Here is a 25,407-nt window from a genome sequence, read left to right on the forward strand (position 1 = left end):
AGCGGTTATCCACGTGTTCTAGGCAGTCTTCAACGGTTACGCGGGCCATGGTATTCCTCGGAGCGAATGCAATATGCGCGCTGCCCGGTTGGGCGAGCGGACTGAACAGTTTAAAAAATCACCAGCGTTTAGGGAAGCGCTGATTTTTCGCAGGCCATCGCAAACGCGCTACAAGTGCCAATGTAAAGCCCCTGCAGCGGTTTTGGGAAGAGCCAATCAGCCGAGCAGTTCGGCCAATAATTTGCCGAAACGCTGCTGCTGACGCTTTTGCTGGAGCTGATTGGCGCGGAAAATCGCTTTCAGATCGTCCAGCGCGTGAGCGAAATCGTCGTTGATGATCAGGTAGTCGTAGTCGACGTAGTGGCTCATTTCACTGACGGCTTCACGCATGCGACCTTCGATGATCTCGTCGCTGTCCTGGCCACGATTGGTCAGGCGCTGGTGCAATGCTTCCAGCGAAGGCGGCAGGATGAAGATCGAGCGGGCTTTGGGCATCAGCTGGCGCACTTGCTCGGCGCCCTGCCAGTCGATTTCCAGGATCAGGTCGTGGCCTTCGTCCAGGGTCTGCTGCAGGTGGCTTTGGGAGGTGCCGTAGAGGTTGCCGAAGACCTCGGCGCGCTCCAGGAAATCACCGTGCTCGATCATCTTGACGAACTCGGTGCGCTCGACGAAGTGGTAGTGCACGCCGTTCACTTCACCCGGGCGCATGGCGCGGGTGGTGTGGGATACCGAGATGCGGATCTGCTCGTCAGCGTCGGTCAGGGCCTTGACCAGGCTGCTTTTGCCCGCGCCCGATGGGGCGGAAATGATGTACAGGGTGCCGGTGCTGTGGGTCATGTCAGGGTGCCTTACTCGATATTCTGTACTTGTTCGCGCATTTGCTCGATCAACACTTTGAGGTTGACCGCCGCCTGGGTACTGCGCGGATCAAAGGCTTTGGAGCCCAGTGTATTGGCTTCGCGGTTGAGTTCCTGCATCAGGAAGTCCAGGCGCCGACCGGCGGCACCGGCAGACTTGAGCACGCGGCGCACTTCCAGGATGTGGGTGCTCAGGCGGTCGAGTTCTTCGGCCACGTCGCTTTTTTGCGCCAGCAGGACCATCTCTTGCTCCAGGCGCACCGGATCCAGTTCGGCCTGCATGTCGGCGAAGCGGTCCAGGACCTTCTGGCGCTGGGTGGCAAGCATCTGCGGCACCAGTTCGCGCAGGGTCACCACGTCTTCTTCAATGGAGGTCAGGCGGTCGCTGATCAGGCGGGCCAGTTCGGCCCCTTCACGCTCGCGGCCGGCCTTGAGTTCTTTCAAGCCTTGGTTGAACAGGGTCAGCGCCTCGGCGTTCAACGCCTGTGGGTCAGTGGCATCGGCCACCAGCACGCCGGGCCAGGCCAGGACTTCCAGCGGGTTGATGGCGGCAGGCTGCTTGATCAGGCCGGCGATGGTTTCGGCGGCGGCGACCAATTGGGCGGCGCGCTCGCGATCCACCTGCAACGGCTTGCCGGTGGTTTCCTCGGTAAAGCGCAGGGTGCATTCCAGCTTGCCGCGGGAGATGCCCTGGCGCAGTGCCTCACGAACCGCGCCTTCGAGGTCGCGAAACGATTCCGGCAGGCGCAGGTGCGGCTCCAGGTAGCGGCTGTTGACCGAGCGCAATTCCCAGCTCAGGGTGCCTTGGACGCCGGCTTTTTCGACGCGGGCGAAGGCGGTCATGCTGTGCACCATGGAGGTACCTCGCGATGCAGTCCCGCAAACAGGCGGGCTGATGGGTAGATTGAAGCCGACAGGCTGCGAAGGCGCAGGATTGTAGCTCAAGGGGACGGGTGGCCCCAAACAGTGGCTTCGGTGCCCGGGTTTGTAACAGGATTTTTTAGCCGTGCCGATCAGGGCTGGCGGCTCTATAATGCTCGGCAGTTTTTCGTCCTCCGTACAGGTATCCCCTATGAAACGTCCAAGTGGTCGCGCTGCCGATCAGCTCCGCTCGATCCGCATCACCCGCAACTACACCAAACACGCCGAGGGATCTGTACTGGTCGAGTTTGGCGATACCAAGGTTATCTGCACCGTCAGCGTCGAAAACGGCGTGCCGCGTTTCCTCAAGGGCCAGGGCCAGGGTTGGTTGACCGCCGAATACGGCATGCTGCCGCGCGCCACCGGCGAGCGTAACCAGCGTGAAGCCAGCCGTGGCAAGCAAGGCGGCCGCACCCTGGAAATCCAGCGCCTGATCGGTCGCTCCCTGCGTGCAGCCCTGGACATGTCCAAGCTGGGCGACGTGACCCTGTACGTCGACTGCGACGTGATCCAGGCCGACGGTGGCACCCGTACTGCCTCCATCACCGGCGCCATGGTTGCCCTGGTCGACGCGCTCAAGGTCATCAAGAAACGTGGCGGCCTGAAAGGCGGCGATCCGCTCAAGCAGATGATCGCGGCTGTATCGGTCGGCATGTATCAGGGCGAGCCGGTGCTGGATCTGGACTATCTTGAAGATTCGGCTGCCGAGACCGACCTGAACGTGGTGATGACCAGCACCGGTGGTTTCATCGAAGTGCAGGGCACCGCCGAAGGCGCGCCATTCCAGCCGGCGGACCTGAATGCCATGCTGGCCCTGGCCCAGAAGGGCATGACCGAAATCTTCGAACTGCAGAACGCCGCATTGGCCGACTGATTCAATCCCAAGGAGCGACGCCATGAGTGACAGCCAACTTCCACTGCCGACACCGTCCAAGGAAGTTCGCCAGTGGGCGATGCTCTGTCATTTTGCGGCGTTCTTCGGGCTGATGTTCCCGTTCGGCAGCCTGCTGGGGCCCTTGATTCTTTGGCAGGTGAAGAAGGATGCAGACCCGTTCATTGATGACCAGGGCAAGGAAGCGCTGAATTTCCAGATCACCGTGGGCATTGCCTGGGCGGTCTGCTTCCTGCTGGGTTTTATCGTGATCGGCTTCGTGTTGATGACCGTGCTGGTGATCGGCGCGGTGGTGATGACGATCATTGCGGGCATCAAGGCCAACAAGGGCGTGGCTTATCGTTATCCGTGGACATTGCGGTTGATCAAATAACCACCGCCCACAAAAAAACCGACAGTGATGTCGGTTTTTTTGTGCCTGGAAAAAGACCTTAGATGGTCAAGGTCCAGTCGTAGTCCACGATCAGCGGCGCGTGCTGCGAGAAGCGCGGCTGGCGTGGCAGACGTGCGCTGCGCACGAAGCGACGCAAGCCTGGCGTCAGCAGCTGGTAGTCAAAACGCCAGCCGAGGTTGAGCATCTCGGCCTGTTCGTTATCCGGCCACCAGCTGTACTGGTCGCCTTCGCGGCTGACTTCCCGCAGGGCATCGACATAGCCCATGTTGCCGACAATCTCGTCCATCCAGGCCCGTTCCGGCGCCAGGAAGCCCGGGGATTGCTGGCTGTCGCGCCAGTTCTTGATATCCAGCTTCTGTTGCGCCACGTACAGCGAGCCACAGTAAATGTACTCGCGACGTTTGCGCCGCTGTTTATCCAGATAACGGGCGAAGTCGTCCATTAGCTTGAACTTCTGGTTCAAGTCTTCATCGCCATTCTGCCCTGATGGAAGCAGCAAGGTCGCAATGCTGACCTTATCGAAATCGGCTTGCAGGTAGCGCCCGTAGCGGTCGGCTGTCTCGAAGCCGAGGCCGCTGATGACCGCCTTGGGTTGCAACCGCGAATACAAAGCCACGCCGCCTTGGGCGGGAACTTCGGCATCACAGGCATAAAGGAAGTAGCCATCCAGTTGGAAGGCTGGGTCGTCCAGTTCAAAGGCGGAGGCGCGGGTGTCCTGCAGGCAGATGACGTCGGCATTCTGGGCTTGCAGCCAACTGAGCAAACCACGCTCGACTGCAGCCTGAATACCATTGACGTTCACACTGATGATCCGCATAAATGGCCCCAAAAATCGCGTGCGTGTATGATACACGCCGTCTACCTAATTAGCTAAATCCGTGGTATCTGAGGCTTTTTTCATGCAGGCGTATCAACGCGATTTCATTCGTTTTGCCATCGATCGCGGCGTATTGCGCTTCGGTGAGTTCACTTTGAAGTCCGGGCGCACCAGCCCTTACTTCTTCAATGCCGGCCTTTTCAACTCGGGTTCTGCCCTGGCGCAGCTGGGTCGTTTCTATGCGGCCGCCATCGTTGAAAGCGGTATTTCCTTCGACGTGCTGTTCGGCCCGGCCTACAAGGGCATTCCCCTGGCCGCCGCGACGGCCGTGGCTCTGGCTGAACATCACGAGCTGGATCTGCCTTGGTGCTTCAACCGCAAGGAAGCCAAGGCCCACGGCGAAGGCGGTAGCCTCGTGGGTGCGCCGCTCAAGGGCGACGTGCTGATCATCGACGACGTGATCACTGCCGGTACGGCGATTCGCGAAGTGATGCAGATCATCGCTTCCCAGGACGGCGCCAAGGCGGCCGGCGTGTTGATCGCGCTGAACCGCCAGGAGCGCGGCAACGGTGAATTGTCGGCGATCCAGGAAGTGGAACGTGATTTCGCGATTCCGGTGGTGAGCATCGTGTCCCTGAACCAGGTGTTGCAGTTCCTGGAAGATGACCCGCAGCTCAAGCAGCATTTGCCGGCGGTCAAGGCTTATCGCGAGCAGTTCGGCGTTTAGAAGATCCATGTGGGAGCGGGCTTGCTCGCGAATACGGCTTGTCAGTTGATATATGTGTCGACTGACCCGCCGCTTTCGCGAGCAAGCCCGCTCCCACATTTTTAGACCGAGTACATAGAAAAGGCCCCGTTCAATCGAATTGAACGGGGCCTTTTTGTTTACCAGCGCTTAGGGGCGCTTGCGGTTGCTGATCAGGGTACCCACACCGGTATCGGTGAAGATTTCCAGCAGGATCGCATTCGGCACCCGGCCATCCAGGATCAACGAGCTGCCAACGCCGCCTTGCACCGCTTCCAGCGCGCAGCGGATCTTCGGCAGCATGCCGCCGTAGATGGTGCCGTCGGCGATCAGGTCGTCCACTTGCTGGGTCGTCAGGCCGGTCAAGACCTTGCCTTCCTTGTCCATCAAGCCGGCGATGTTGGTGAGCAGCATCAGCTTCTCGGCCTTCAGCGCCTCGGCCACCTTGCCGGCCACGAGGTCGGCGTTGATGTTGTAGGACTCACCGTTGGCACCGACACCGATCGGCGCGATCACCGGAATGAAATCGCCTTTCACCAGCAGGTTCAGCAGGTCGGTGTTGATGCCGATCACTTCGCCCACCTGGCCGATGTCGATGATTTCCGGCTGGGTCATCTCCGGGGTCTTGCGGGTCACGGTGAGCTTCTTCGCCCGGATCAGTTCGGCGTCCTTGCCGGTCAGGCCGATGGCGCTGCCGCCATGGCGGTTGATCAGGTTGACGATGTCTTTGTTCACCTGGCCGCCCAGGACCATCTCCACCACGTCCATGGTCTGGGCGTCGGTTACACGCATGCCGTCGATGAAGTGACTCTCGATGGACAGGCGCTTGAGCAGGTCACCGATTTGCGGGCCGCCACCGTGCACCACCACCGGGTTGATCCCGACGGCTTTCATCAACACGATGTCGCGGGCAAAGCCGGTTTTCAGCTCGTCGCTTTCCATGGCATTGCCGCCGTACTTGATCACCAGCGTCTTGCCGACGTAGCGTCGAATTTTTGGCAACGCTTCTGAAATGTCCTTGGCGGTATTGGCGGCGGCTTCGCGTTCGAGGGTCATTCAGGGCTCCGGTAAAAAATCAGAACGGTAATTGGAGATCAGGGGCAACACGTTTCAACTGGGCGTGGAACACGTCCTTGATGCGCTGCAACTCAGCCTCGGTATCCGCCTCGAAACGCAGCACCAGCACCGGTGTGGTGTTGGATGCGCGAACCAGGCCCCAGCCTTTGGCGTAATCGACTCGCACACCATCAATGCTGGTCAGGTCGGCGCCTTCGCCCCATTGCGCATCGTGCAGTGCGTCAATGATGCTGAATTTGCTCTCCTCGGTCACATGGATATTGATCTCTGGCGTAGAAATATCATTCGGGAAGGTCTGGAACAGCTCCTGCGCGGTCGATTTTTCCTTGCTGAGGATCTCCAGCAGACGAGCGGCGCTGTAAATGCCGTCGTCAAAGCCGAACCAGCGCTCCTTGAAGAACACATGGCCGCTCATTTCGCCGGCCAACAGCGCGCCGGTTTCTTTCATTTTCTTTTTGATCAACGAGTGGCCAGTCTTCCACATTAGCGGGCGACCGCCGTATTCCTTGATCAGCGGTGTGAGGCGGCGGGTGCACTTCACGTCGAAGATAATTTCGGCACCTGGGTTGCGCGCAACCACGTCGCGGGCAAACAGCATCAGCAGGCGGTCCGCAAACACGTTTTCGCCGGTGTCCGTCACCACGCCAACGCGGTCGCCGTCACCGTCGAAGGCCAGGCCGACGTTAGCCCCGGTCTCCTTGACCTTGGCGATCAGGTCCACCAGGTTCTCGGGCTTGCCTGGATCCGGGTGATGGTTCGGGAAGTTGCCGTCGACGTCACAGAACAGTGGGATCACTTCGCAGTTCAGGGCTTCGAGCAGTTGCGGGGCGATCACGCCGGCCGCGCCATTGCCGCAGTCCACCACCACTTTGAGGCGGCGCGCGAGTTTGACGTCGCCGGTGATTTGGTCAGAGTAGCGCTGCAGGATGTCGACTTTGGTGATGCTGCCTTCGCCGCTGGTCAGGTCGTTGGTCTTCAGGCGGGTGTGCAGGGCCTGGATCTGTTCGTTGGCGAGGGTATCGCCAGCGATGACGATCTTGAAGCCGTTGTAGTCCGACGGGTTATGGCTGCCGGTGAGCATCACGCCCGACTTGCCGGCCAGTACGTTGGCTGCGTAGTACAGCGCAGGCGTCGGCACCAGGCCCACGTCGCTGACGTGGCAGCCGCTGTCGGCCAGGCCCTGGATCAGTTGCTCGACGAGTTCGGGGCCGGACAGGCGGCCATCACGGCCTACGGAAACGTTGGGCTCGCCCTGTGCCAGGCTCTGGGAGCCAATGGCGCGGCCGATCCAGTAGGCGGTCTCGGCGGTCAGGGTCTTGGGGACCACGCCACGAATGTCATAGGCGCGGAAAATGCTGTCGGGAAATGTCGGGGCGACTCGGGCTGGGTTGCTCATTGCGGGGGGGAACTCCATCGATAAGGGGCTGGGCTGGCCTCAAGGGTGCTGACCGGCAGGCTCAAACTGAAGGGTAAGACGGCGTTTTTGGCATAGAGTTCGTGGTGCAAAAGTGCCATCGGCGCCGAAGCTCCGCCCTTTTGCCCCCTTAATGCCCTGATTTCACTGGGGAAACCTTGCTGGTAAGTTCCGCGCATTCTTCATCCTGAAAGGCCATGCGTTGGCATCAGGCCGGGTGAGGCACCCGGCTTGTTCGGCTAAGTCAATTCAGCTTAGTCAGTGGCTGCCGGAATGCCCGAAGCCACCTGCGCCGCGTTGTGTTTCGTCGAACTCTTCGACCAGCTCGAAGTGCGCCTGCACCACCGGTACCAGCACGAGTTGGGCAATGCGCTCGCCGACGGCGATATTGAACGCGGTCTGGCCACGGTTCCAGCAGGACACCATCAACTCGCCCTGGTAGTCCGAGTCGATCAGCCCCACCAGGTTGCCGAGGACGATGCCGTGTTTGTGGCCCAGGCCGGAGCGCGGCAGGATCAGCGCCGCCAGGCCCGGGTCGCCCACGTAGATCGACAGGCCGGTCGGAATCAGAATGGTCTGGCCTGGTTCAAGCACGGTGTCCTGCTTGAGCATGGCACGCAGGTCGAGGCCGGCGGAGCCTGGTGTGGCGTAGGCCGGCAGCGGGAATTCGTTGCCGATGCGGGGGTCGAGGATCTTGGCTTGCAAAGCGTGCATGGAAATTAAACCTGGTTCAGCCGTTGGGCGATAAAAGAGATCAGTTGGCGGGCAATCTTGCCCTTGCTGGTCTGGGCGAAAACGGTAGCGTGCAACTCGCGGTCGATCACGCTGATGGCATTTTCCTCGCTGTTGAAGCCGATGCTCGGGTTGGCGACATCGTTGGCGACAATCAGGTCGAGGTTTTTGTCTTTCAATTTGCGTGCGGCATAGTCCAGCAAATGCTCGGTTTCGGCAGCAAAACCGACGCTGAACGGGCGGTCCTCACGGGTGGCGATGGTCGCCAGGATGTCCGGGTTACGGACCATTTGCAGGAGCAGGCCGTCGCCGCTTGTAGGGTCTTTCTTGAGTTTCTGCGGCGCAACCACCTCGGGGCGGTAGTCCGCTACCGCAGCCGAAGCGATGAACAGGTCGCAGGGAATCGCCGCTTCACAGGCCGCCAGCATGTCGCGGGCGCTGACTACGTCGATTCGGGTGACGCGATCCGGGGTCGGCAGATGCACCGGGCCGGTGATCAACGTCACACGGGCGCCTGCCTCGACCGCCGCTTCCGCCAGGGCAAAGCCCATTTTTCCTGAGCTATGGTTGGTGATGTAGCGCACCGGGTCGATGTTTTCCTGGGTCGGGCCGGCGGTGATCAGCACGTGCTTGCCGGTCAGGGCCAGGTGCTGGAAGCAGTCGGCGGCGCAGTGGGCCAGGTCGGTGGCTTCGAGCATGCGGCCCATGCCCACGTCGCCGCAGGCCTGGCTGCCGGAGGCCGGGCCGAAAACCTTGAGGCCGCGGCTTTGCAGGAGTTGGGTGTTGGCCTGGGTGGCCGGGTCGCGCCACATGGCCTGGTTCATGGCCGGGGCGATCGCGACGGTGGCGTCGGTGGCCAGTACCAGGGTGGTCAGCAGGTCGTCGGCAATGCCTTGGGCCAGGCGGGCGATCAGGTCGGCGGTGGCCGGGGCGATCAGCACCAGGTCGGCCCACTTGGCCAGCTCGATGTGGCCCATGGCGGCTTCGGCCGCAGGGTCCAGCAGGTCGAGGTGAACCGGGTGGCCGGACAAGGCCTGCATGGTCAACGGGGTGATGAATTCACTGCCGCCACGGGTCATGACCACGCGCACTTCGGCGCCTTGGTCGAGAAGCCTGCGAACCAGCTCTGCGCTCTTGTAGGCGGCAATGCCGCCGCCGACGCCGAGAACGATGCGTTTCCGATACAGACGCTGCATTGGCTTGCCTTTCCAGTTCAGTGATGGCGTTGCGATGCCCCCTCCCCAGGTGAAATCGCACGCAAAAAGATGGCCTAAGATACCACAGCGTCCGCCATGCAACAGCGGCGCACATGCACACGGAGGTGCCATGAGTATTCGCGATTGGCCTGCGGCAGAGCGTCCGCGGGAGAAGCTGTTGGAGCTGGGAGCGGAGAACCTTTCCGACGCGGAATTGCTGGCGATTTTCCTGCGCACCGGGGTGTCAGGCAAAAGTGCCGTGGACCTGGCGCGCCATCTGCTGGCGCAATTTGGCAGCCTTCGGGCGCTGATGGAGGCGAGGCAGCCGGTGTTCAGCCAGCATTTGGGGTTGGGGCCGGCGAAGTTCGCCCAGCTTCAAGCCGTACTGGAGATGGCGCGCCGTCATTTGGCTGAACGCCTGCGCAACGATTCGGTGCTGGAAAGCCCGGAGGCCGTGCGCGACTACCTCAAGGCACTGCTGCGCCACGAGCCTCACGAGATATTCGGCTGCCTGTTTCTCGACGCCAAGCATCGAGTGCTGGGTTTCGAAAAGCTGTTTCAAGGCACCATCGACAACGCCATCGTCTACCCGCGACAAGTGGTGAAGCGCGCGCTGGACTACAACGCCGCGGCGCTGATCCTGTGCCACAACCATCCTTCCGGCAGCCCCGAGCCCAGCATCGCTGATCGAAAATTGACCAAGGTGCTGCAAAAGGCGCTGGAGATGGTGGACGTGCGTGTGCTGGACCACATCATTGTGGGGGAGGGTGACCCGCTGTCGATGGCGGAATTTGGGTGGATGTAGGGGCTGGCATGCCAGCCCCTGGCAGGGGTCAGGGCTTGACGCTGACCTTGGAGTAATCCTGGCGCCCGAACGGGCTCACCTGATACCCCTCGACATTCTTGCGGGTCAGCGCAAACGCGGTCGGGTGCGCCAGTGGCAGCCAGAGCGCCTGCTGCTGGATCTGCGCCTGTGCCTGCTGGTACAGCTTGCTGCGCACACCTTGTTCGCTAGTGGTCTTGCCGGCGCTGATCAGCTTGTCCAGCGCCGGGTCGCAGTAGCGGGCGAAGTTGGTGCCGGACTTCACGGCCGCGCAGGAGAACTGCGGCGTCAGGAAGTTATCCGGGTCGCCGTTGTCACCGGCCCAGCCCATGAACAGCAAGTCGTGCTCGCCGGCCTTGGCGCGGCGGATCAGTTCGCCCCACTCGATCACACGGATTTCAGCCTGGATGCCGACCTTGGCCAGGTCCGCCTGCAGCAGTTGTGCGCCCAGGCTGGGGTTGGGGTTCAGCAGGCTGCCCGACGGCCGGGTCCAGATCGTGGTCTTGAAGCCATCCTTGAGCCCGGCGCGATCCAGCAGTTGCTTGGCCTTGGCAATGTCCTGCGGATAGCCCGGCAGGTCCTTGGCATAGCTCCAGGTATTGGGTGGGTAAGGGCCGTTGGCGGCTTCGGCGGTGCCTTCGAATACGGCCTTCAGATAGCTGGCCTTGTCGAAGGCCAGGTTGATCGCCTGGCGAACTTCCGGCTTGTCCAGTGGCGGATGCTGGCTGTTGATGGCGACAAACGCGGTCATGAAGGCCGCGGTTTTCTCGATCTTCAGGTCGGCGTCTTTCTGGGCGGCATCAATATCCAGGGGCTTGGGCGACAAGGCGATCTGGCACTCGTCGCGACGCAGTCTCTGCAGGCGCACGTTGGCGTCCGGGGTGATCGCAAAGATCAGGTTATCTACCGCAGGCTTGCCGGCGAAGTAATCCGGGTTGGCCTTGTAGCGAATCGTCGCGTCCTTCTGGAAGCGCCCGAAAATGAACGGCCCGGTGCCGATAGGCTGGCTGTTGAGCTTCTCCGGGGTGCCGGCCTTGAGCAGTTTGTCGGCATATTCCGCCGGGTAGATCGAGGCAAAGCCCATGCTCAAGGCGGCGAGGAAGGTCGAATCGGCGTGGTCCAGGGTGAAGCGCACGGTCAGCGGGTCGAGGGCGTCGATCTTCTTGATCAGCGTGGGCAACTGCAGCGACTGGGCGTGGGGGAAGCCGCTCTGGGCGATCTTGTGCCAGGGGTTGGCCGGGTCGAGCATGCGCTCGAAGCTGAAGCGCACGTCTTCGGCGGTCAGGCTGCGGCTTGGCGTGAAGTAGTCAGTGCGGTGGAATTTAACGTCCGGGTGCAGCTTGAAGGTGTAGGTGAGGCCGTCCGGCGACACTTCCCAGCTGTCCGCGAGGCTCGGGACCAGCTTGCCGCTGGTGGCGTCGAAGTCCACCAGGCGGTTCATCAATACGTCTGCCGAGGCGTTGGTGGTGGTCAGCGAGTTGTATTGCACCACGTCGAAGCCTTCGGGGCTGGCTTCGGTGCAGACGCTCAGGGTAGTGGCCGCCTGGGCGTGTGCAGCAATAAAAAGAGGGGCTAGCAATAGCGGTAGGGCAGCGAGGCGCATATTCGGTTTCCTTTGCAGATCGAAGGCCCATCTGCGAGTGCAGTCTGGAAAAGTCCTACCGTAGTGGGCTGATTGACAAATGACTAGCCCATTTTTGCCTGTGCTTTTGCCGCAAATACTGTTTTGATGGCGCCTCAGGTCGTTTTGCCGAGCACTTTGCAGTGCGCGCGGGCGCTGTAAATCATTCTGTGCGACGAGCGGTTAGCTTCTATAGCGGCCCACCCTGGCAACGGTTCAGGCGTCCATGGCCTGGATTTACGCGTATAAAAGTACACGGCCTGTTGTTGCACTTGGGTCTTTCTGGTATAAAGCAGCGCTCTTTTCTAGGGGCCCGGTTCCTTCGCTAGTAGGTGTAGCCGGTAAGACCCTAAAGAAACGCGGCGCCTGGCGCCAAATGACTGAGAGATTAAGCGGCCAACCCATGCCGGGTTGGGCATGTGGTTTTAGAGGGCTGAGGCATGTCGAGAGTCTGTCAAGTTACCGGTAAGGGTCCGGTGACTGGGAATAACATTTCCCACGCAAACAACAAAACCCGTCGTCGTTTCCTGCCAAACCTGCAGCATCACCGCTTTTGGGTTGAAGAAGAGAAACGTTTTGTTCGTCTGCGCGTATCTGCCAAAGGCATGCGTGTTATCGACAAGCGCGGCATCACTGTCGTGCTGGCCGAACTGCGCCGCGACGGCAAAATCTAAGGAGCTAAATCATGCGTGAATTGATTCGAATGATCTCTAGCGCCGGTACTGGTCACTTCTACACTACCGACAAGAACAAGCGTACTACCCCGGACAAGCTCGAAAAGAAAATGTTCGACCCGCGCGTTCGCAAGCACGTGATCTACAAAGAAGGCAAAATCAAGTAATTGGTTTTCTTTCTTGTGAAAAAAAGCCCGTATCTCACGATGCGGGCTTTTTTTTGTGCCTGATAAATGATCAGGCCTTTTCTTCGAACACCACGTAGATCTTGCGGCAGGGTTCCAGCACTTCCCAGGTGCCGCTGAAGCCGGCCGGAATGACGAAGCGATCACCGGCCCGCAAGGTCTTGGCGTTGCCGTCGGCATCGCGCAACACCGAAACACCCTGCACGATCTCGCAATACTCATGCTCGGTGTAGTTGACCTTCCACTGTCCGACTTCACCTTCCCAGACCCCGGCGCTCATCTGGCCGCACGGACTGTTGTAGTGGTTGTAGACGGTTTGCTCCGGGTCGCCCTTGAGGATTTTCTCCGCAGCCGGACGGTAGCGATCAGGCTCGGTCCTGGCCTGGCTGAAGTCGACGATATTCTGGATGTTCATGGGCGTGTCCCGTCTGGCCTGCGGTTGGAGAGCTCAAAGTCTATGTTTATTAAAATGAACATCGCAAGGGCGTTTGCTGCCGTTATGTCAAATATATTGAAACATCCATCGCCGCTGGTTTAGGGTGGCAGCTGCCTTGAGCCGAACAGCTGGCTGGCCGGGCAAGAATTCTTCGAAGGTGCCTGGGTACATCGCCCGGCCCTTGTATTCAATAAGAGGAGGACACTCGCATGACCACCCTGACCCGTGCCGACTGGGAACAACGCGCCAAGGATCTGAAGATCGAAGGCCGCGCCTACATCAATGGCGAATACACCGCCGCCGTTTCCGGCGACACGTTCGAATGCCTGAGCCCAGTCGATGGCCGCCTGCTGGCAACCGTTGCCAGCTGTGACGTCGCCGACGCCCAGCGTGCCGTAGAAAACGCCCGTGCCACGTTCAATTCCGGTGCCTGGTCGCGCCTGGCGCCAGCCAAGCGCAAAGCCACCATGATCCGTTTCGCCGGCCTGCTCAAGGCCAACGCCGAAGAGCTGGCACTGCTTGAAACCCTGGACATGGGCAAGCCGATCAGCGACTCCCTGAACATCGACGTCCCAGGCGCGGCGCAAGCGCTGAGCTGGAGCGGCGAGGCCATCGACAAGATCTACGATGAAGTCGCAGCCACCCCTCACGACCAGCTGGGCCTGGTGACCCGTGAGCCCGTCGGCGTTGTCGCGGCCATCGTGCCGTGGAACTTCCCGCTGATGATGGCCTGCTGGAAACTCGGGCCGGCGTTGTCCACCGGTAACTCGGTGATCCTCAAGCCATCTGAAAAATCACCGCTGACTGCCATCCGCATCGCTGCCCTCGCGGTTGAAGCCGGCATCCCGAAAGGCGTGTTCAACGTGCTGCCGGGTTATGGCCACACCGTGGGTAACGCCCTGGCGCTGCACATGGACGTCGACACCCTGGTGTTCACCGGTTCCACCAAGATCGCCAAGCAACTGCTGATTCGCTCCGGCGAGTCGAACATGAAGCGCGTCTGGCTGGAAGCTGGCGGCAAGAGCCCGAACATCGTGTTTGCCGATGCCCCGGACCTGCAAGCCGCCGCCGAATCCGCGGCTGGCGCCATCGCCTTCAACCAGGGCGAAGTGTGCACCGCCGGTTCGCGCCTGCTGGTGGAGCGTTCGATCAAGGATAAATTCCTGCCGCTGGTGATCGAGGCCCTCAAGGCCTGGAAGCCGGGCAACCCGCTCGACCCGGCCACCACGGTCGGTGCGCTGGTGGATACCCAGCAGATGAACACCGTGCTGTCGTACATCGAAGCCGGGCATGCCGATGGCGCCAAGCTGGTGGCCGGCGGCAAGCGCACGCTGCAGGAAAGCGGTGGCACCTATGTCGAGCCGACGATTTTCGACGGCGTGACCAACGCCATGAAGATCGCCCAGGAAGAAATCTTCGGCCCGGTGCTGTCGGTGATTGCCTTCGACAGCGTGGAAGAAGCCATTGCGATCGCCAACGACACCCAATACGGCCTGGCCGCTGCGGTGTGGACGTCGAACATCTCCAAGGCGCACCTGACTGCCAAGGCCCTGCGTGCCGGCAGCGTATGGGTCAACCAGTACGATGGCGGCGACATGACCGCACCGTTCGGTGGTTTCAAGCAGTCGGGTAACGGCCGCGACAAGTCGCTGCACGCGTTCGACAAGTACACCGAGCTGAAGGCGACCTGGATCAAGTTGTAAGCCTCCAGGAACACCGCTGAAAAAAATGTGGGAGCGGGCTTGCTCGCGAATGAGGTATCACAGTCGCTGATGTATTGACTGGTACACCGCATTCGCGAGCAAGCCCGCTCCCACACTGTTTTGTGTGATCTCCAAATCATCCACAGGAGCGTGGAAATGCGTTGGGCGACCTATTTCGCCGTGTTGGCGTCGGTCTTGAGCGTGGGCCTGGCCTTGGGCGTGAGCATGCCGCTGGTGTCCCTGCGCCTGGAAAGCTGGGGCTATGGCAGCTTCGCCATCGGAGTCATGGCGGCGATGCCGGCCTTCGGTGTGCTACTGGGTGCCAAGGTCTCCAGCGGCCTGGCCTCGCGCCTGGGCACGGCGAACCTGATGCGCCTGTGCCTGTGGGCGGGGGCGATTTCCATCGGCTTGCTGGCGGTATTGCCCAGCTACCCGGTATGGCTGGTGTTGCGGCTGATGATCGGGGTGATCCTGACCATCGTGTTTATCCTCGGCGAAAGCTGGATCAACCAACTGGTGATCGAACGCTGGCGCGGCCGTCTGGTGGCGCTGTATGGCTGCAGCTATGCCTTGAGCCAGCTGTCGGGCCCGTTGCTGCTGGGCGCGCTGGGTACGGACAACGATATTGGCTTCTGGGTGGGTGTCGGCCTGCTGACGTGCTCGCCGATCCTGCTGCTGGGCCGTTCCGGTGCGCCGACTGCCGAGTCTTTCAGCGTGACCTTTGGCGACCTGCTGCGCTTCTGCCAGGGATTGCCGGCGATTGCCTGGGCGGTGGCGTTGTTCGCCGCATTCGAGGCGATGATTCTTACGTTGTTGCCGGTGTATTGCCTGCAACAGGGTTTCACCGCCGAGATTGCTCTGGCGATGGTCAGCACGGTGGTGGTCGGTGATGCGTTGCTGCAACTGCCGATTGGCGCGCTGGCGGACTACCTGCCTCGGCGCACGCTGTTTCTCGGCTGCGCGCTGATGCTGCTGGTGACGAGCCTGGCGATTCCGCTGTTGCTCGATACGCTGATGATCTGGCCGGTGTGGGTGCTGTTCGGGGCCAGCGCCGGCGGGTTATTCACCCTGTCGCTGATCCTGATTGGCGAGCGCTACCGCGACGACGCACTGGTGCGCGCCAATGCGCATATCGCGCAGCTGTGGGGCATTGGCTGCCTGATCGGCCCGCTGGTGGCCGGTGCCGGCAGCCAGTGGATCAGCGGGCATGCGTTGCCGTTGTTGATGGCGGCGGGGGCGTTGGGGTTGGTGATCCTGTTGCTGCGCCAAGGTGCGTTCGGCGCCGCACAACCCGCCTGAACTTGAAATGCGATCACCTGTGGGAGCCGGGCTTGCCCGCGATGGCGGAGTGTCAGCACCGGATACGTAAACTGACACTCCGCCATCGCAGGCAAGCCAGCTCCCACAGGTCCCGTCGCTGTTCTTAAAGCATGCGTTCCAGCCCGACGGATGTAGCAAACCAGGCATTGAACCGGCGCCACCAACTGCCGGGTTCGCGGGTCAGGGTGTGCAGTTGGCCGTTGTCTTCGGTCACCCATACCACCTGGCCATCCTGCAGCTTCGCCTGATAGCTCAACGGGGGCGCCATGCCCTCCAGTGCCAGGTTGCGCACGTGTTCCGCCAGTTCGGGACTGTCCACCAGCACCCCGACTTCGGTGTTCCACAGCACCGAGCGCGGGTCGAAGTTGAATGAGCCGATGAAGGATTTCTCCCGATCAAAGATGATCGCCTTGCTGTGCAGGCTGGAATCCGAACCGTGGAATGTACCTTTGCGGAACAGATGAGGTCCGCTGCCGCCACCGTCTCCCGGCTGGCGACGCAACTCGTATAGCTTCACCCCGTGTTCCAGCAGCGCCTTGCGATAGGGCGCATAACCGCCGTGCACGGCCGGTACGTCGGTGGCTTCCAGGGAATTGGTCAGCAGGCTTACCGATACACCGGCGTCCGCGCGACCGGTCAGGTACACCAGCCCGGGCTGCCCGGGCACGAAGTAAGCCGAAATCATCATCAGCTCATGGCTGACACCTTCCAGCTCGGGCGCCAGTTGGGTGGTCAGGAGCAGCCGTGGATCCGGATCGGCCTTGGCCAGCACCTTGCTCGGCGCATCCCACAGTGCCTGGTTCCAGGCCCAGATCAGCTCACGGCGCCAGATGTCCATGCGCGGCTGGGTCTTGTAGGTGCGCAGGCGGTTGTACAGGGCATGGTTTTGTTGGCGAGACTCGGCAAGGGAATCTTCCAGGCGTACGCGGGCACTGGCCAGGTCGCCTTTGGAAGCGCTGCTGACGAAGTCACCAATGGGTTTGCTCAGGGCACTGTTCCAGTACTGATCGAAACTGTGGCCCAGTTGCTCGGCCACCGGGCCCACGCTGAGCATGTCGATATCGGTGAAGTTGAGGTTGGGCTCGGCGTCGAAATACTCATCCCCCAGGTTGCGCCCGCCAACGATGGCCACGCTGTTGTCTGCCAGCCACAGCTTGTTGTGCATGCGCCGGTGTTGCAGCGACAGGTCGAACAGCCGCGCCATGGCCCGCGTCACGCCGGTGCTGCGGCCCAGGTGCAGCGGGTTGAACAGGCGAATCTGGATCTGCGGGTGGGCGGCGAGGGTGGCGATGATCTGGTCCAGGCCGTCGCTGGTGGTGTCGTCCAGCAGGATGCGCACGCGCACGCCACGGTCGGCGGCCTTGAGCAGTTCATCCACGAGCATGCGGGTGCTGATGCCGTCGTGGACGATGTAGTACTGCAAGTCGAGGCTGGTCTGGGCGTTGCGGATCAGTTCGGCGCGGGCCATGAAGGCTTCGCTGCTGTTGGGCAGCAGGCGGAACCCGGAGCGGCCTTTGTAGGGTGCGGCCTGGGCCTGGATCGAGCGGCCGAAGGAAGATTCGCTGGCCGGCAGCGCCTCGCTGGGTGTGCGTGGCGCGTCGATGGTGGCGCAGCCGCCCAGGGCCAGGATGCCCAGCAGGAAAAACGGTAATAGCCGGTGGGTCATCAATGACATGGGTTCCGAATCAGGGCGATTGTCGGCATATGACGGCTATTTCCCGTAAAAGGTCAGTCCATCGCTTCGGCCAGCAACCGGATGGCGGTCGCGCCGACCTTGCGTACAGCCTCTTCAATCTGCGGCGTTGGTTTGGCAGCGTAGTTCATGCGCAGGCAGTTCCTGTACTTGCCGGAGGCGGAAAAGATACTTCCCACTGCAATCTGTACACCTTCATCCACCAGCAGCCGGTTGAGTTTCAGGGTATCGAAGCCTTCCGGCAGTTCCACCCACAGCATGAAACTGCCCTGGGGGCGGCTGGCGCGGGTGCCCGCCGGGAAATAGCGGCTGACCCAATCGAGCATCAGGTCGCGATTGCGCTGGTATTGCGTGCGCATCCGCCGCAAATGTGGCTCGAAATGCCCACCTTTCAGAAACTCGGCAATTGCGATCTGCGGCTGGGTCGCGGTGGAACCGGTGCTGATGTATTTCATGTGCAGCACACGCTCCAGATAGCGACCGGGTGCGACCCAGCCAATCCGCAGGCCGGGTGCGAGGGTCTTCGAGAAAGAGCTGCACAGTACGACGCGGCCATCTTCGTCGAAGGACTTGATGGTGCGTGGGCGCGGGTAGCTGTAGGCCAGTTCGCCATACACGTCGTCTTCGATGATCGCCACGTCAAAGCGCTGGGCCAGGGTCAGCAGTGCGCGTTTGCGCGACTCCGGCATGATGTAGCCCAGTGGGTTGTTGCAGTTGGGGGTCAACTGTATGACTTTGATCGGCCATTGTTCCAGTGCCAGTTCCAGCGCTTCCAGGCTGATACCGGTGAGTGGGTCGGTGGGGATTTCCAGGGCTTTCATGCCCAGGCCCTTCAGGGTTTGCATGGCGCCGTGGAAGCTTGGCGAGTCGACGGCAACGATGTCGCCGGGCTCGCAAATGGCGTGGATGCTGGCGGACAGGGCCTCGTGGCAGCCGGTGGTGATCACCAGGTCCTGGGGCGTCAGTTGGCAGCCTGAATCGAGCATCAGGCGGGCAATCTGTTCACGCAGGTCCAGGTTGCCGTGGATAGTGTCGTAATACAGCCCCGGCATGTCCTGGCGCCGACTGATCCGGGCGAGGCTGCGTAGCAGGGGTTTCATGGTCGGCGACAATACATCCGGCATGCCCCGGCCCAACTGTATGGCGTCTTTGCGTGGCACCGCGCGGATCAGCTCCAGCACTTGGTCCCACTGGGAAATTTCCACCGGGCGCTGGGCCGGGCGGCCTACGGCGGGCAATGCCGGCAAGTCGCGGCCCACCGGTACGAAGTAGCCGGATTTGGGTTTGGGCATCGCCAGGCCGTTGTCTTCCAGTACGCGGTAGGCCTGCTGCACGGTGCTCAGGCTGACCCCATGCTCCACACTCAAGGCCCGAACTGACGGCAATCTGTCGCCCGGGCGATAGAAGCCCTGCTCGATGCGCGTGCCCAACAGTTCGGCGAGGTTGACGTATAGGGTCATGGCGGTGCTTCCCGGTTACCAGTACAGATAGGCCGAAAATACAGGATTCAGCGGCCGATAGGCAGTATCTGTATGGATTTAATACAGGGTGGTTGAATCTGTCATGGTTTTACGCGCCGGCTCATCCTACGTACTCATGGCAACACGTTAATGAGGGGCAGGAAAATGAGCGGTATGAGCGATGTGCGGTTGGCGTTACACAGTCAGGAACTGGAAGCCGGGCAGGAGCGGCGCATGGCGGCGCGTATCAAGGCCCCCACACTCAGTTCATGGGCGTTGTTCTGGCACCGCATGCATACGCGCAAAACCTTGCTGGAGCTGACCCCCGAGCAACTGCGAGACGTGGGCCTGAGTGCCGAGCAGGCGCGCCGGGAAGGCTTGAAGCCCTTCTGGCGCGGCTGATTCAGACCAGTTCTTTCAATCGGTGCCAGAGCATTCCCAGCGCCAGCAGCGGCGAGCGCAAATGCTTGCCGCCCGGGAAAGTGATGTGCGGCACCTTGGCAAACAGATCAAAGCGCCCGCTTTGCTGGCCGCTGATGGCTTCGCCCAACAGTTTGCCTGCCAGGTGGGTGGCGTTGAGGCCATGGCCGGCATAGGCCTGGGCGAAATACACATTGGGCTGGTCGGCCAGCCGGCCAATCTGCGGCAGGCGGTTGGCGCCAATGCCGATCATCCCACCCCACTGGTAGTCGATTTTCACGTTGGCCAGTTGTGGGAACACCTGCAGCATTTTCGGACGCATATAGGCACCGATGTCCTTCGGATCCCGTCCGGAGTAATGGCAGGCACCGCCGAACAGCAAGCGTCGGTCGGCTGACAGCCGGAAGTAATCCACCGTCACCCGCTGGTCACACACCGCCATGTTTTGCGGCAGCAACTCGGCTGCCTGGGCTTCGCTCAAGGGCTCGGTGGCGATGATGTAGCTGCCGGCGGGCAGCACCTTGCCGCTCAGATGCGGGTTGAGGCCGTTCAAATAAGCATTGCAGCCCAGCACCAGGGTCTTGGCGCGCACATTGCCCTGGGCGGTGTGTACGTTGACCTCCGGGCCGTAATCGATCCGCACCGCCTCGGAATGCTCGAACAACTGGACGCCCAACTGCTGTGCAGCGGCTGCCTCGCCGAGGGCCAGGTTCAGCGGGTGCAGGTGGCCGGAGCCCATGTCGATCATGCCGCCAACATAGCGGTTGGAGCCGATCACACTGCGCATCTCGCTGGCTTGCAGCAGGCGCACTTCATGGCGATAGCCAAGGCCTTGCAGCTCTTCGGCGTCGGCGGCCAGGTGTTCCAGGTCGCGGGGTTTGTTGGCCAGGTCGCAGTAGCCCCAGGTCAGGTCGCAGGCGATCTGCGAACGTTCGACCCGCTGGCGCACGATTTCCACGGCTTCCAGGCCCATCAATTTCATCTGGCGCACGCCCTCGGTGCCGATGACGTTGGTGAACTGATCCAGGCCATGACCGACGCCACGAATCAGTTGCCCGCCATTGCGCCCGCTGGCGCCCCAGGCAATCTTGCGGGCTTCCAGCAGGACCACGCTGAAACCCCGTTCAGCCAGTTCCAGAGCGGTGTTGAGCCCTGAAAAGCCGCCGCCGACCACGCACACATCGGCCACGATTTCACCTGTCAGCACCGGATAATCAGGCTGCGGGAAACTGCTGGCGGCGTAGTAGGAATTGGCGTGCCGGGCGCTGGCGGTCATGGGGAGCATCCCTGTTTGGAAAATTTGACGCAGGATACAGCGGTCGGGCGAAGCTGTCTCACCGGGGGCTTTTAGGGCAGAATCCACGCCTATTCGCCGTTCGGTCCCTGTGTCGATGAGTTGCAACAGTCAGAAAGTCAACGCGCTGCGCCGGCAGATTCCCTCGTTCGAGTGTGTCCCGGGTTGCCACGACTGCTGTGGGCCGGTGACCACGTCCCCCGAGGAAATGTCGCGCCTGCCGCGCAAGACCGCTGCCGAGCAGGAAGCGGCGATGGACGAACTCAACTGCGTGCACCTTGGCCCCAATGGCTGCACCGTGTACGACGAGCGCCCGCTGATTTGCCGCTTGTTCGGCACCACGCCGACCTTGCCATGCCCCAACGACCGCCGCCCGGTGGAGTTGATCCACCCACGGGTGGAAAAGCAGATTCATGCGTACATGGCGTCGACGCGTCAGGTATTGGTCTAGCGGATGTCCCCGCTCCCACATTGGCCTGTGGTGCTGTCTTAATCCGGGATCGGCAGGTTCAGGCTCTCTTTCACCTCTTCCATCACGATATAGCTCTTGGACTCCCGTACGTGGGGCAGCTTGAGCAGGATATCGCCGAGCAATTTGCGGTACGACGCCATCTCCGAAATGCGCGCCTTCACCAGATAGTCGAAATCCCCCGACACCAGGTGGCACTCCAGCACGTGGGGCAGTTTCAGCACGGCGCGTCGGAACTCTTCAAAGGTGTCGCCGGACTTGTAGTCGAGGCTGATCTCGACAAACACCAGCAGGCTGCCCTTCAGATGCTGCGGGTTGAGCCGGGCGTTGTAGCCCATGATGATCCCTTCGCGCTCCAGGCGCCGGACCCGCTCGGTGCACGGCGTGGTCGACAGCCCGACCTTTTCCCCCAGTTCAGTAAACGAAATTCGCCCGTCGGCCTGCAGGATGCGCAGGATGTTGCGGTCGATCTTGTCCAGCTCCCGCTTGGTCTGAGTGTTGGTCCGCATAGGGGATGCTCCTCCGTGAAAAGGGTTTTTGCCGAGAATTGTCGCCAAATATAGGCAGTTATATAGTGAAATGCACTGGTGATTGCTTTTTATACTGCCCACATCTTTGTGCTGAACAACAAACGTCAGCGGTCAAGCCGTGATGAGGGAATAAAAATGCGCGTTCTGGTCTTGGGTAGCGGTGTCATTGGCGTGGCCAGTGCCTACTATTTGGCACGAGCTGGTTTTGAAGTGGTCGTGGTCGACCGTCAGCCGGCTGTGGCCATGGAGACCAGTTTCGCCAACGCCGGGCAGATCTCGCCGGGCTACGCCTCGCCATGGGCTGCGCCGGGTGTGCCGCTCAAGGCTATCAAATGGTTGCTGGAGCGCCATGCGCCCCTGGCGATCAAGGCCACCGCCGATATCGACCAGTACCTGTGGATGGCGCAGATGCTGCGCAACTGCACCGCCAGCCGTTATGCGGTGAACAAGGAGCGTATGGTGCGCCTGTCCGAATACAGCCGCGATTGCATCGACGAGCTGCGTGCCGAGACCGGCATCGCCTACGAAGGGCGCACCTTGGGGACTACCCAACTGTTCCGTACGCAGGCTCAGCTGGACGGTGCTGCCAAGGACATCGCGGTATTGAAAGAGTCCGGTGTGCCTTACGAGCTGCTGGACCGCGCCGGGATTGCCCGCGTCGAGCCGGCCCTGGCGAGCGTCACCGATATTCTTGCCGGTGCCCTGCGCCTGCCGAACGACCAGACCGGCGACTGTCAGATGTTTACCACCCGCCTTGCCGACATGTGCAAGCAACTGGGCGTCGAATTCCGCTTCGAGCAAGATATCCAGCGCCTGGACTACGCCGGTGACCGGATCAACGGCGTGTGGATCGACGGCAAGCTGGAAACTGCCGACCGCTACGTGCTGGCCCTCGGCAGCTACTCGCCGAAATTGCTCAAGCCGCTGGGAATCAAGGCGCCGGTGTACCCGCTCAAGGGTTACTCGATGACCGTGCCGATCACCAACCCGGCGATGGCCCCGACCTCGACCATTCTCGATGAGACCTACAAGGTCGCGATCACCCGTTTCGACAACCGTATCCGCGTCGGTGGCATGGCCGAGATAGCCGGTTTTGACCTGTCGCTGAACCCGCGTCGGCGGGAAACCCTGGAGATGATCGTCAACGACCTTTATCCTCAGGGCGGTGATTTGAGCCAGGCCAGTTTCTGGACCGGCCTGCGCCCGACCACGCCAGACGGCACGCCGATTGTCGGTGCTACCCCGTTCAAAAACCTGTTCCTGAACACCGGTCACGGCACCCTCGGTTGGACCATGGCTTGTGGCTCTGGTCGTTTGCTGGCCGATTTGATGGCGAAGAAAACCCCGCAGATCAGCGCCGAAGGCCTCGATATTTCCCGTTATGGCAACCACCAGGAGTCCGCAAAACATGTCAATCCAGCGCCAGCTCACCAATGAGCGCATGAGCCAGATCGTTGTTCACAGCGGTACCGTGTATCTGGCAGGGCAGGTCGGCGACGACATGAGTGCCGGGATTGAACAGCAGACCCGCGAAACCCTCGTCAATATCGAGCGTTTGCTGGACCTGGCCGGTACCGACAAGACCAAGCTGCTGTCGGTGACCATCTACCTGAAAGACATCGACGCCGATTTCGCCGGAATGAACGCGGTATGGGACAAGTGGCTGCCAAAAGGCGTCGCGCCGGCCCGTGCCACGGTTGAAGCGAAACTCTGCGAACCGGAAATCCTGGTGGAGCTGTCGGTTGTGGCCGCTCTGCCGTAAGCAAAAAATCCTCTCCCGGTGCCTGCGTTGTCAGCGGGTACCGGTTTTTTCTTCCCTCCGCCGCCTAGAAGCCTGCCGCCATGCGTCCTGCCCGTGCCCTGATCGACCTCCAAGCCCTGCGCCATAACTACCAACTGGCCCGTGAAGTCACGGGTGGGGCCAAGGCCCTCGCCGTGATCAAGGCGGATGCCTACGGCCACGGTGCCGTGCGTGTTGCCCAGGCGCTGGAAGCCGAGGCGGACGGGTTTGCCGTGGCCTGCATCGAGGAAGCGCTGGAGCTGCGGGCCGCCGGGATTCGCGGGCCGGTGCTGTTGCTCGAAGGTTTTTTCGAAGCCGACGAGCTGCCGCTGATCATCGAGCATGATTTCTGGTGCGTGGTGCATTCGCTGTGGCAACTGGACGCGATTGAACAGGCGCAACTCAGCAAGCCGCTGACCGTCTGGCTCAAGCTTGATTCGGGCATGCACCGCGTTGGCTTGCACCCCAAGGATTATCACGACGCTTACCAGCGCCTGCTGGCCAGCGGCAAAGTCGCGAAGATCGTGCTGATGAGCCACTTCGCCCGCGCCGATGAGCTGGACAGCACCAGCAGCGAAGAGCAAGTAGCGGTGTTTGAAGCGGCGCGCCAGGGCTTGTCGGCCCAGGTCAGCCTGCGCAACTCGCCGTCGGTGCTGGGCTGGCCGAACGTTTCCAGTGACTGGGTACGCCCGGGCATCATGCTCTACGGCGCCACGCCGTTTGGCGAAGGCCAGGCCATCGCCGCGCGTTTGCAGCCGGTGATGACCCTCGAATCGAAAGTCATCTGCGTACGTGAACTGCCAGCCGGCGAGCCGGTGGGCTACGGCGCCAGGTTCATTACCCCGAAACCGATGCGCATCGGGGTAGTTGCCATGGGCTACGCCGACGGCTACCCGCGCCACGCACCCACCGGCACCCCGGTGCTGGTGGCCGGCCAGCGCAGCCAGTTGCTGGGCCGTGTGTCGATGGACATGCTGTGTGTCGACCTGACCGACGTGCCCCAGGCCGGGCTCGGTTCCACCGTCGAATTGTGGGGCAAAAACATCCTCGCCAGTGACGTTGCCACCGCCGCCGACACCATTCCGTACCAGATCTTCTGCAACCTGCGCCGAGTGCCACGGCTCTATTCCGGCGCTTGAGCGGCACCCACGAATGGCAGATCCCGGGATTTAGGCCAAAGTGTTGTAAATACTGAACGCTGTCGCCATGATAACGCTCAATTACAACAACGCCTGAATCCTAGGAGGCTCCTGCATTGGACGTCGGCGAACGACTGCAATCCATCCGTAAACTGAAAGGTCTTTCCCAGCGTGAGCTAGCCAAGCGCGCGGGCGTCACCAACAGCACCATTTCGATGATCGAAAAAAACAGTGTCAGCCCCTCCATCAGCTCCTTGCGCAAGGTGCTGGGCGGCATTCCCATGTCGATGGTGGAGTTCTTTTCCGAGGAGATCCTCCAGGAAAAACCGACCCAGATCGTCTATAAAGCCAATGAGCTGATCGATATCTCCGACGGCGCCGTCACCATGAAACTGGTGGGCCGCGCGCACCCGAGCCGGGCGATTGCGTTCCTCAACGAGATCTACCCGCCAGGTGCTGATACCGGCGAAGAGATGCTCACCCACGAGGGCGAGGAAACCGGGATCCTGGTAGAAGGTCGCCTGGAACTGGTGGTCGGCCTTGAAACTTTTGTGCTCGAAGCCGGCGATAGCTACTACTTTGAAAGCACCAAGCCGCACCGTTTTCGCAATCCGTTCGAAGTGCCGGCGCGACTAATCAGCGCAGCCACACCCGCGAACTTTTAAGAAAAGAGGCGTCCTGCCTATGTCGCAGAGACGCCCGTAGCAGCATTCTGTCTTGCTGAATCTCCCCTTGGTTAATAGGGTTGTTTCGGCGGGGCGGGCTAACCGTTATACTTTCGCCGCCTGCGAAACCGTGGCCGCAGGCGTGAATAG

General features: G+C 61.3%; 26 protein-coding genes and 1 pseudogene. 14 read left to right on the forward strand and 13 right to left on the reverse strand.

Features of this window, described 5'->3' with window-relative positions; translation table 11 throughout:
* Positions 1 to 216: 216 nt before the first annotated feature.
* A complete protein-coding gene (gmk, locus tag ACIOMR_RS12590; RefSeq protein WP_003213284.1) occupies positions 217 to 837 on the reverse strand; it encodes a guanylate kinase in 621 nt (206 codons plus the stop codon).
* Between the two features lie 11 nt (positions 838 to 848).
* Positions 849 to 1,712, reverse strand: a complete 864-nt coding sequence (locus ACIOMR_RS12595) for a YicC/YloC family endoribonuclease (protein ID WP_102604063.1) — start codon at positions 1,710 to 1,712, stop codon at positions 849 to 851.
* A gap of 217 nt (positions 1,713 to 1,929) precedes the next feature.
* On the opposite strand from ACIOMR_RS12595, the gene rph reads away from it, so the two are divergent.
* Both rph and ACIOMR_RS12605 read left to right on the forward strand, forming a co-directional pair.
* On the forward strand, positions 1,930 to 2,652 hold the full coding sequence (rph, locus tag ACIOMR_RS12600) for a ribonuclease PH (protein ID WP_003213280.1): 723 nt from the start codon (positions 1,930 to 1,932) through the stop codon (positions 2,650 to 2,652).
* 22 nt (positions 2,653 to 2,674) lie between these two features.
* On the forward strand, positions 2,675 to 3,043 hold the full coding sequence (locus ACIOMR_RS12605) for a DUF4870 domain-containing protein (RefSeq protein ID WP_003213278.1): 369 nt from the start codon (positions 2,675 to 2,677) through the stop codon (positions 3,041 to 3,043).
* A 58-nt stretch (positions 3,044 to 3,101) separates the two neighbouring features.
* Here ACIOMR_RS12605 and ACIOMR_RS12610 read toward each other — a convergent pair whose 3' ends face one another.
* Complete coding sequence (locus tag ACIOMR_RS12610; RefSeq protein ID WP_003176915.1) at positions 3,102 to 3,881, reverse strand: exodeoxyribonuclease III; 780 nt, start codon at positions 3,879 to 3,881, stop codon at positions 3,102 to 3,104.
* 82 nt (positions 3,882 to 3,963) lie between these two features.
* Between ACIOMR_RS12610 and pyrE the strand changes: the two genes are divergently transcribed.
* Positions 3,964 to 4,608, forward strand: a complete 645-nt coding sequence (gene pyrE / locus ACIOMR_RS12615) for an orotate phosphoribosyltransferase (protein WP_003213276.1) — start codon at positions 3,964 to 3,966, stop codon at positions 4,606 to 4,608.
* 168 nt (positions 4,609 to 4,776) lie between these two features.
* On the opposite strand, the gene argB is transcribed toward pyrE, so the two are convergent.
* The 4 genes and pseudogenes from argB to coaBC all read right to left on the reverse strand — a co-directional run bounded on the left by argB (position 4,777) and on the right by coaBC (position 9,045).
* Entirely contained in the window at positions 4,777 to 5,682 is a 906-nt protein-coding gene (gene argB / locus ACIOMR_RS12620) for an acetylglutamate kinase (RefSeq protein ID WP_401194419.1), read from the reverse strand.
* A gap of 19 nt (positions 5,683 to 5,701) precedes the next feature.
* A pseudogene (locus ACIOMR_RS12625) lies at positions 5,702 to 7,123 on the reverse strand (phosphomannomutase/phosphoglucomutase); the annotation flags it as partial.
* A gap of 252 nt (positions 7,124 to 7,375) precedes the next feature.
* A complete protein-coding gene (dut, locus tag ACIOMR_RS12630) occupies positions 7,376 to 7,831 on the reverse strand; it encodes a dUTP diphosphatase (RefSeq protein ID WP_003213270.1) in 456 nt (151 codons plus the stop codon).
* Between the two features lie 5 nt (positions 7,832 to 7,836).
* On the reverse strand, positions 7,837 to 9,045 hold the full coding sequence (gene coaBC / locus ACIOMR_RS12635; RefSeq protein ID WP_008439425.1) for a bifunctional phosphopantothenoylcysteine decarboxylase/phosphopantothenate--cysteine ligase CoaBC: 1,209 nt from the start codon (positions 9,043 to 9,045) through the stop codon (positions 7,837 to 7,839).
* 130 nt (positions 9,046 to 9,175) lie between these two features.
* Between coaBC and radC the strand changes: the two genes are divergently transcribed.
* Entirely contained in the window at positions 9,176 to 9,850 is a 675-nt protein-coding gene (gene radC / locus ACIOMR_RS12640) for a DNA repair protein RadC (RefSeq protein ID WP_087693709.1), read from the forward strand.
* 28 nt (positions 9,851 to 9,878) lie between these two features.
* Here the strand turns inward: radC and ACIOMR_RS12645 are convergent, their stop codons facing one another.
* Positions 9,879 to 11,471: an ABC transporter substrate-binding protein gene (locus ACIOMR_RS12645; protein WP_008439424.1), complete on the reverse strand. Its 1,593-nt coding sequence runs from the start codon at positions 11,469 to 11,471 to the stop codon at positions 9,879 to 9,881.
* Between the two features lie 458 nt (positions 11,472 to 11,929).
* Between ACIOMR_RS12645 and rpmB the strand changes: the two genes are divergently transcribed.
* Entirely contained in the window at positions 11,930 to 12,163 is a 234-nt protein-coding gene (gene rpmB, locus ACIOMR_RS12650) for a 50S ribosomal protein L28 (protein ID WP_003213263.1), read from the forward strand.
* 11 nt (positions 12,164 to 12,174) lie between these two features.
* A complete protein-coding gene (gene rpmG, locus ACIOMR_RS12655) occupies positions 12,175 to 12,330 on the forward strand; it encodes a 50S ribosomal protein L33 (RefSeq protein ID WP_003176906.1) in 156 nt (51 codons plus the stop codon).
* 70 nt (positions 12,331 to 12,400) lie between these two features.
* Here the strand turns inward: rpmG and ACIOMR_RS12660 are convergent, their stop codons facing one another.
* Positions 12,401 to 12,763 carry a cupin domain-containing protein gene (locus tag ACIOMR_RS12660; RefSeq protein ID WP_003213261.1) on the reverse strand — a complete coding sequence of 121 codons (363 nt, stop codon included), beginning with the start codon at positions 12,761 to 12,763 and terminating at the stop codon, positions 12,401 to 12,403.
* Positions 12,764 to 12,993: 230 nt separating this feature from the next.
* Here ACIOMR_RS12660 and ACIOMR_RS12665 point away from each other — a divergent pair, with 230 nt between their 5' ends.
* Together ACIOMR_RS12665 and ACIOMR_RS12670 are read left to right on the forward strand one after the other, a co-directional pair.
* Entirely contained in the window at positions 12,994 to 14,487 is a 1,494-nt protein-coding gene (locus tag ACIOMR_RS12665; RefSeq protein WP_003213259.1) for an aldehyde dehydrogenase, read from the forward strand.
* Positions 14,488 to 14,643: 156 nt separating this feature from the next.
* Entirely contained in the window at positions 14,644 to 15,786 is a 1,143-nt protein-coding gene (locus tag ACIOMR_RS12670; protein ID WP_102370161.1) for an MFS transporter, read from the forward strand.
* 124 nt (positions 15,787 to 15,910) lie between these two features.
* Here ACIOMR_RS12670 and ACIOMR_RS12675 read toward each other — a convergent pair whose 3' ends face one another.
* Complete coding sequence (locus ACIOMR_RS12675) at positions 15,911 to 17,473, reverse strand: phospholipase D family protein (RefSeq protein ID WP_003208738.1); 1,563 nt, start codon at positions 17,471 to 17,473, stop codon at positions 15,911 to 15,913.
* A 62-nt stretch (positions 17,474 to 17,535) separates the two neighbouring features.
* Positions 17,536 to 18,960, reverse strand: coding sequence for a PLP-dependent aminotransferase family protein (locus ACIOMR_RS12680; RefSeq protein ID WP_008439421.1), 1,425 nt, complete (start codon positions 18,958 to 18,960; stop codon positions 17,536 to 17,538).
* 165 nt (positions 18,961 to 19,125) lie between these two features.
* Here ACIOMR_RS12680 and ACIOMR_RS12685 point away from each other — a divergent pair, with 165 nt between their 5' ends.
* A complete protein-coding gene (locus ACIOMR_RS12685; protein ID WP_401194429.1) occupies positions 19,126 to 19,362 on the forward strand; it encodes a DUF1127 domain-containing protein in 237 nt (78 codons plus the stop codon).
* A gap of 1 nt (position 19,363) precedes the next feature.
* Here the strand turns inward: ACIOMR_RS12685 and ACIOMR_RS12690 are convergent, their stop codons facing one another.
* Positions 19,364 to 20,656, reverse strand: coding sequence for an FAD-binding oxidoreductase (locus ACIOMR_RS12690; RefSeq protein ID WP_003208746.1), 1,293 nt, complete (start codon positions 20,654 to 20,656; stop codon positions 19,364 to 19,366).
* A 115-nt stretch (positions 20,657 to 20,771) separates the two neighbouring features.
* Between ACIOMR_RS12690 and ACIOMR_RS12695 the strand changes: the two genes are divergently transcribed.
* A complete protein-coding gene (locus tag ACIOMR_RS12695) occupies positions 20,772 to 21,125 on the forward strand; it encodes a YkgJ family cysteine cluster protein (protein WP_003208747.1) in 354 nt (117 codons plus the stop codon).
* 38 nt (positions 21,126 to 21,163) lie between these two features.
* Here the strand turns inward: ACIOMR_RS12695 and ACIOMR_RS12700 are convergent, their stop codons facing one another.
* Positions 21,164 to 21,652 (reverse strand): Lrp/AsnC ligand binding domain-containing protein, encoded by a 489-nt coding sequence (locus ACIOMR_RS12700; RefSeq protein WP_003206849.1) that lies wholly within the window; start codon positions 21,650 to 21,652, stop codon positions 21,164 to 21,166.
* A gap of 156 nt (positions 21,653 to 21,808) precedes the next feature.
* Here ACIOMR_RS12700 and dadA point away from each other — a divergent pair, with 156 nt between their 5' ends.
* From dadA to ACIOMR_RS12720, 4 genes are all read left to right on the forward strand, one after another.
* Positions 21,809 to 23,110: a D-amino acid dehydrogenase gene (gene dadA, locus ACIOMR_RS12705; RefSeq protein WP_003208750.1), complete on the forward strand. Its 1,302-nt coding sequence runs from the start codon at positions 21,809 to 21,811 to the stop codon at positions 23,108 to 23,110.
* A complete protein-coding gene (locus tag ACIOMR_RS12710; protein WP_003208752.1) occupies positions 23,082 to 23,435 on the forward strand; it encodes a RidA family protein in 354 nt (117 codons plus the stop codon). The genes dadA and ACIOMR_RS12710 overlap by 29 nt, the downstream gene beginning before the upstream one ends.
* A gap of 80 nt (positions 23,436 to 23,515) precedes the next feature.
* Complete coding sequence (alr, locus tag ACIOMR_RS12715; protein WP_003208753.1) at positions 23,516 to 24,592, forward strand: alanine racemase; 1,077 nt, start codon at positions 23,516 to 23,518, stop codon at positions 24,590 to 24,592.
* A 116-nt stretch (positions 24,593 to 24,708) separates the two neighbouring features.
* Positions 24,709 to 25,257: a cupin domain-containing protein gene (locus ACIOMR_RS12720; protein WP_003208755.1), complete on the forward strand. Its 549-nt coding sequence runs from the start codon at positions 24,709 to 24,711 to the stop codon at positions 25,255 to 25,257.
* The last annotated feature ends 150 nt before the right edge of the window (positions 25,258 to 25,407 follow it).

It is taken from the genome of Pseudomonas sp. NPDC087814 (assembly GCF_044742865.1).
Classification (GTDB): Bacteria; Pseudomonadota; Gammaproteobacteria; order Pseudomonadales; family Pseudomonadaceae; genus Aquipseudomonas.

Bases quoted from the DNA above. Each gene is read 5' to 3' on its own strand.
- gmk (WP_003213284.1), bottom strand. From the start codon at position 837: ATGACCCACAGCACCGGCACCCTGTACATCATTTCCGCCCCATCGGGC.
- ACIOMR_RS12595 (WP_102604063.1), bottom strand. From the start codon at position 1,712: ATGGTGCACAGCATGACCGCCTTCGCCCGCGTCGAAAAAGCCGGCGTC.
- rph (WP_003213280.1), top strand. From the start codon at position 1,930: ATGAAACGTCCAAGTGGTCGCGCTGCCGATCAGCTCCGCTCGATCCGC.
- ACIOMR_RS12605 (WP_003213278.1), top strand. From the start codon at position 2,675: ATGAGTGACAGCCAACTTCCACTGCCGACACCGTCCAAGGAAGTTCGC.
- ACIOMR_RS12610 (WP_003176915.1), bottom strand. From the start codon at position 3,881: ATGCGGATCATCAGTGTGAACGTCAATGGTATTCAGGCTGCAGTCGAG.
- pyrE (WP_003213276.1), top strand. From the start codon at position 3,964: ATGCAGGCGTATCAACGCGATTTCATTCGTTTTGCCATCGATCGCGGC.
- argB (WP_401194419.1), bottom strand. From the start codon at position 5,682: ATGACCCTCGAACGCGAAGCCGCCGCCAATACCGCCAAGGACATTTCA.
- dut (WP_003213270.1), bottom strand. From the start codon at position 7,831: ATGCACGCTTTGCAAGCCAAGATCCTCGACCCCCGCATCGGCAACGAA.
- coaBC (WP_008439425.1), bottom strand. From the start codon at position 9,045: ATGCAGCGTCTGTATCGGAAACGCATCGTTCTCGGCGTCGGCGGCGGC.
- radC (WP_087693709.1), top strand. From the start codon at position 9,176: ATGAGTATTCGCGATTGGCCTGCGGCAGAGCGTCCGCGGGAGAAGCTG.
- ACIOMR_RS12645 (WP_008439424.1), bottom strand. From the start codon at position 11,471: ATGCGCCTCGCTGCCCTACCGCTATTGCTAGCCCCTCTTTTTATTGCT.
- rpmB (WP_003213263.1), top strand. From the start codon at position 11,930: ATGTCGAGAGTCTGTCAAGTTACCGGTAAGGGTCCGGTGACTGGGAAT.
- rpmG (WP_003176906.1), top strand. From the start codon at position 12,175: ATGCGTGAATTGATTCGAATGATCTCTAGCGCCGGTACTGGTCACTTC.
- ACIOMR_RS12660 (WP_003213261.1), bottom strand. From the start codon at position 12,763: ATGAACATCCAGAATATCGTCGACTTCAGCCAGGCCAGGACCGAGCCT.
- ACIOMR_RS12665 (WP_003213259.1), top strand. From the start codon at position 12,994: ATGACCACCCTGACCCGTGCCGACTGGGAACAACGCGCCAAGGATCTG.
- ACIOMR_RS12670 (WP_102370161.1), top strand. From the start codon at position 14,644: ATGCGTTGGGCGACCTATTTCGCCGTGTTGGCGTCGGTCTTGAGCGTG.
- ACIOMR_RS12675 (WP_003208738.1), bottom strand. From the start codon at position 17,473: ATGACCCACCGGCTATTACCGTTTTTCCTGCTGGGCATCCTGGCCCTG.
- ACIOMR_RS12680 (WP_008439421.1), bottom strand. From the start codon at position 18,960: ATGACCCTATACGTCAACCTCGCCGAACTGTTGGGCACGCGCATCGAG.
- ACIOMR_RS12685 (WP_401194429.1), top strand. From the start codon at position 19,126: ATGAGCGGTATGAGCGATGTGCGGTTGGCGTTACACAGTCAGGAACTG.
- ACIOMR_RS12690 (WP_003208746.1), bottom strand. From the start codon at position 20,656: ATGACCGCCAGCGCCCGGCACGCCAATTCCTACTACGCCGCCAGCAGT.
- ACIOMR_RS12695 (WP_003208747.1), top strand. From the start codon at position 20,772: ATGAGTTGCAACAGTCAGAAAGTCAACGCGCTGCGCCGGCAGATTCCC.
- ACIOMR_RS12700 (WP_003206849.1), bottom strand. From the start codon at position 21,652: ATGCGGACCAACACTCAGACCAAGCGGGAGCTGGACAAGATCGACCGC.
- dadA (WP_003208750.1), top strand. From the start codon at position 21,809: ATGCGCGTTCTGGTCTTGGGTAGCGGTGTCATTGGCGTGGCCAGTGCC.
- ACIOMR_RS12710 (WP_003208752.1), top strand. From the start codon at position 23,082: ATGTCAATCCAGCGCCAGCTCACCAATGAGCGCATGAGCCAGATCGTT.
- alr (WP_003208753.1), top strand. From the start codon at position 23,516: ATGCGTCCTGCCCGTGCCCTGATCGACCTCCAAGCCCTGCGCCATAAC.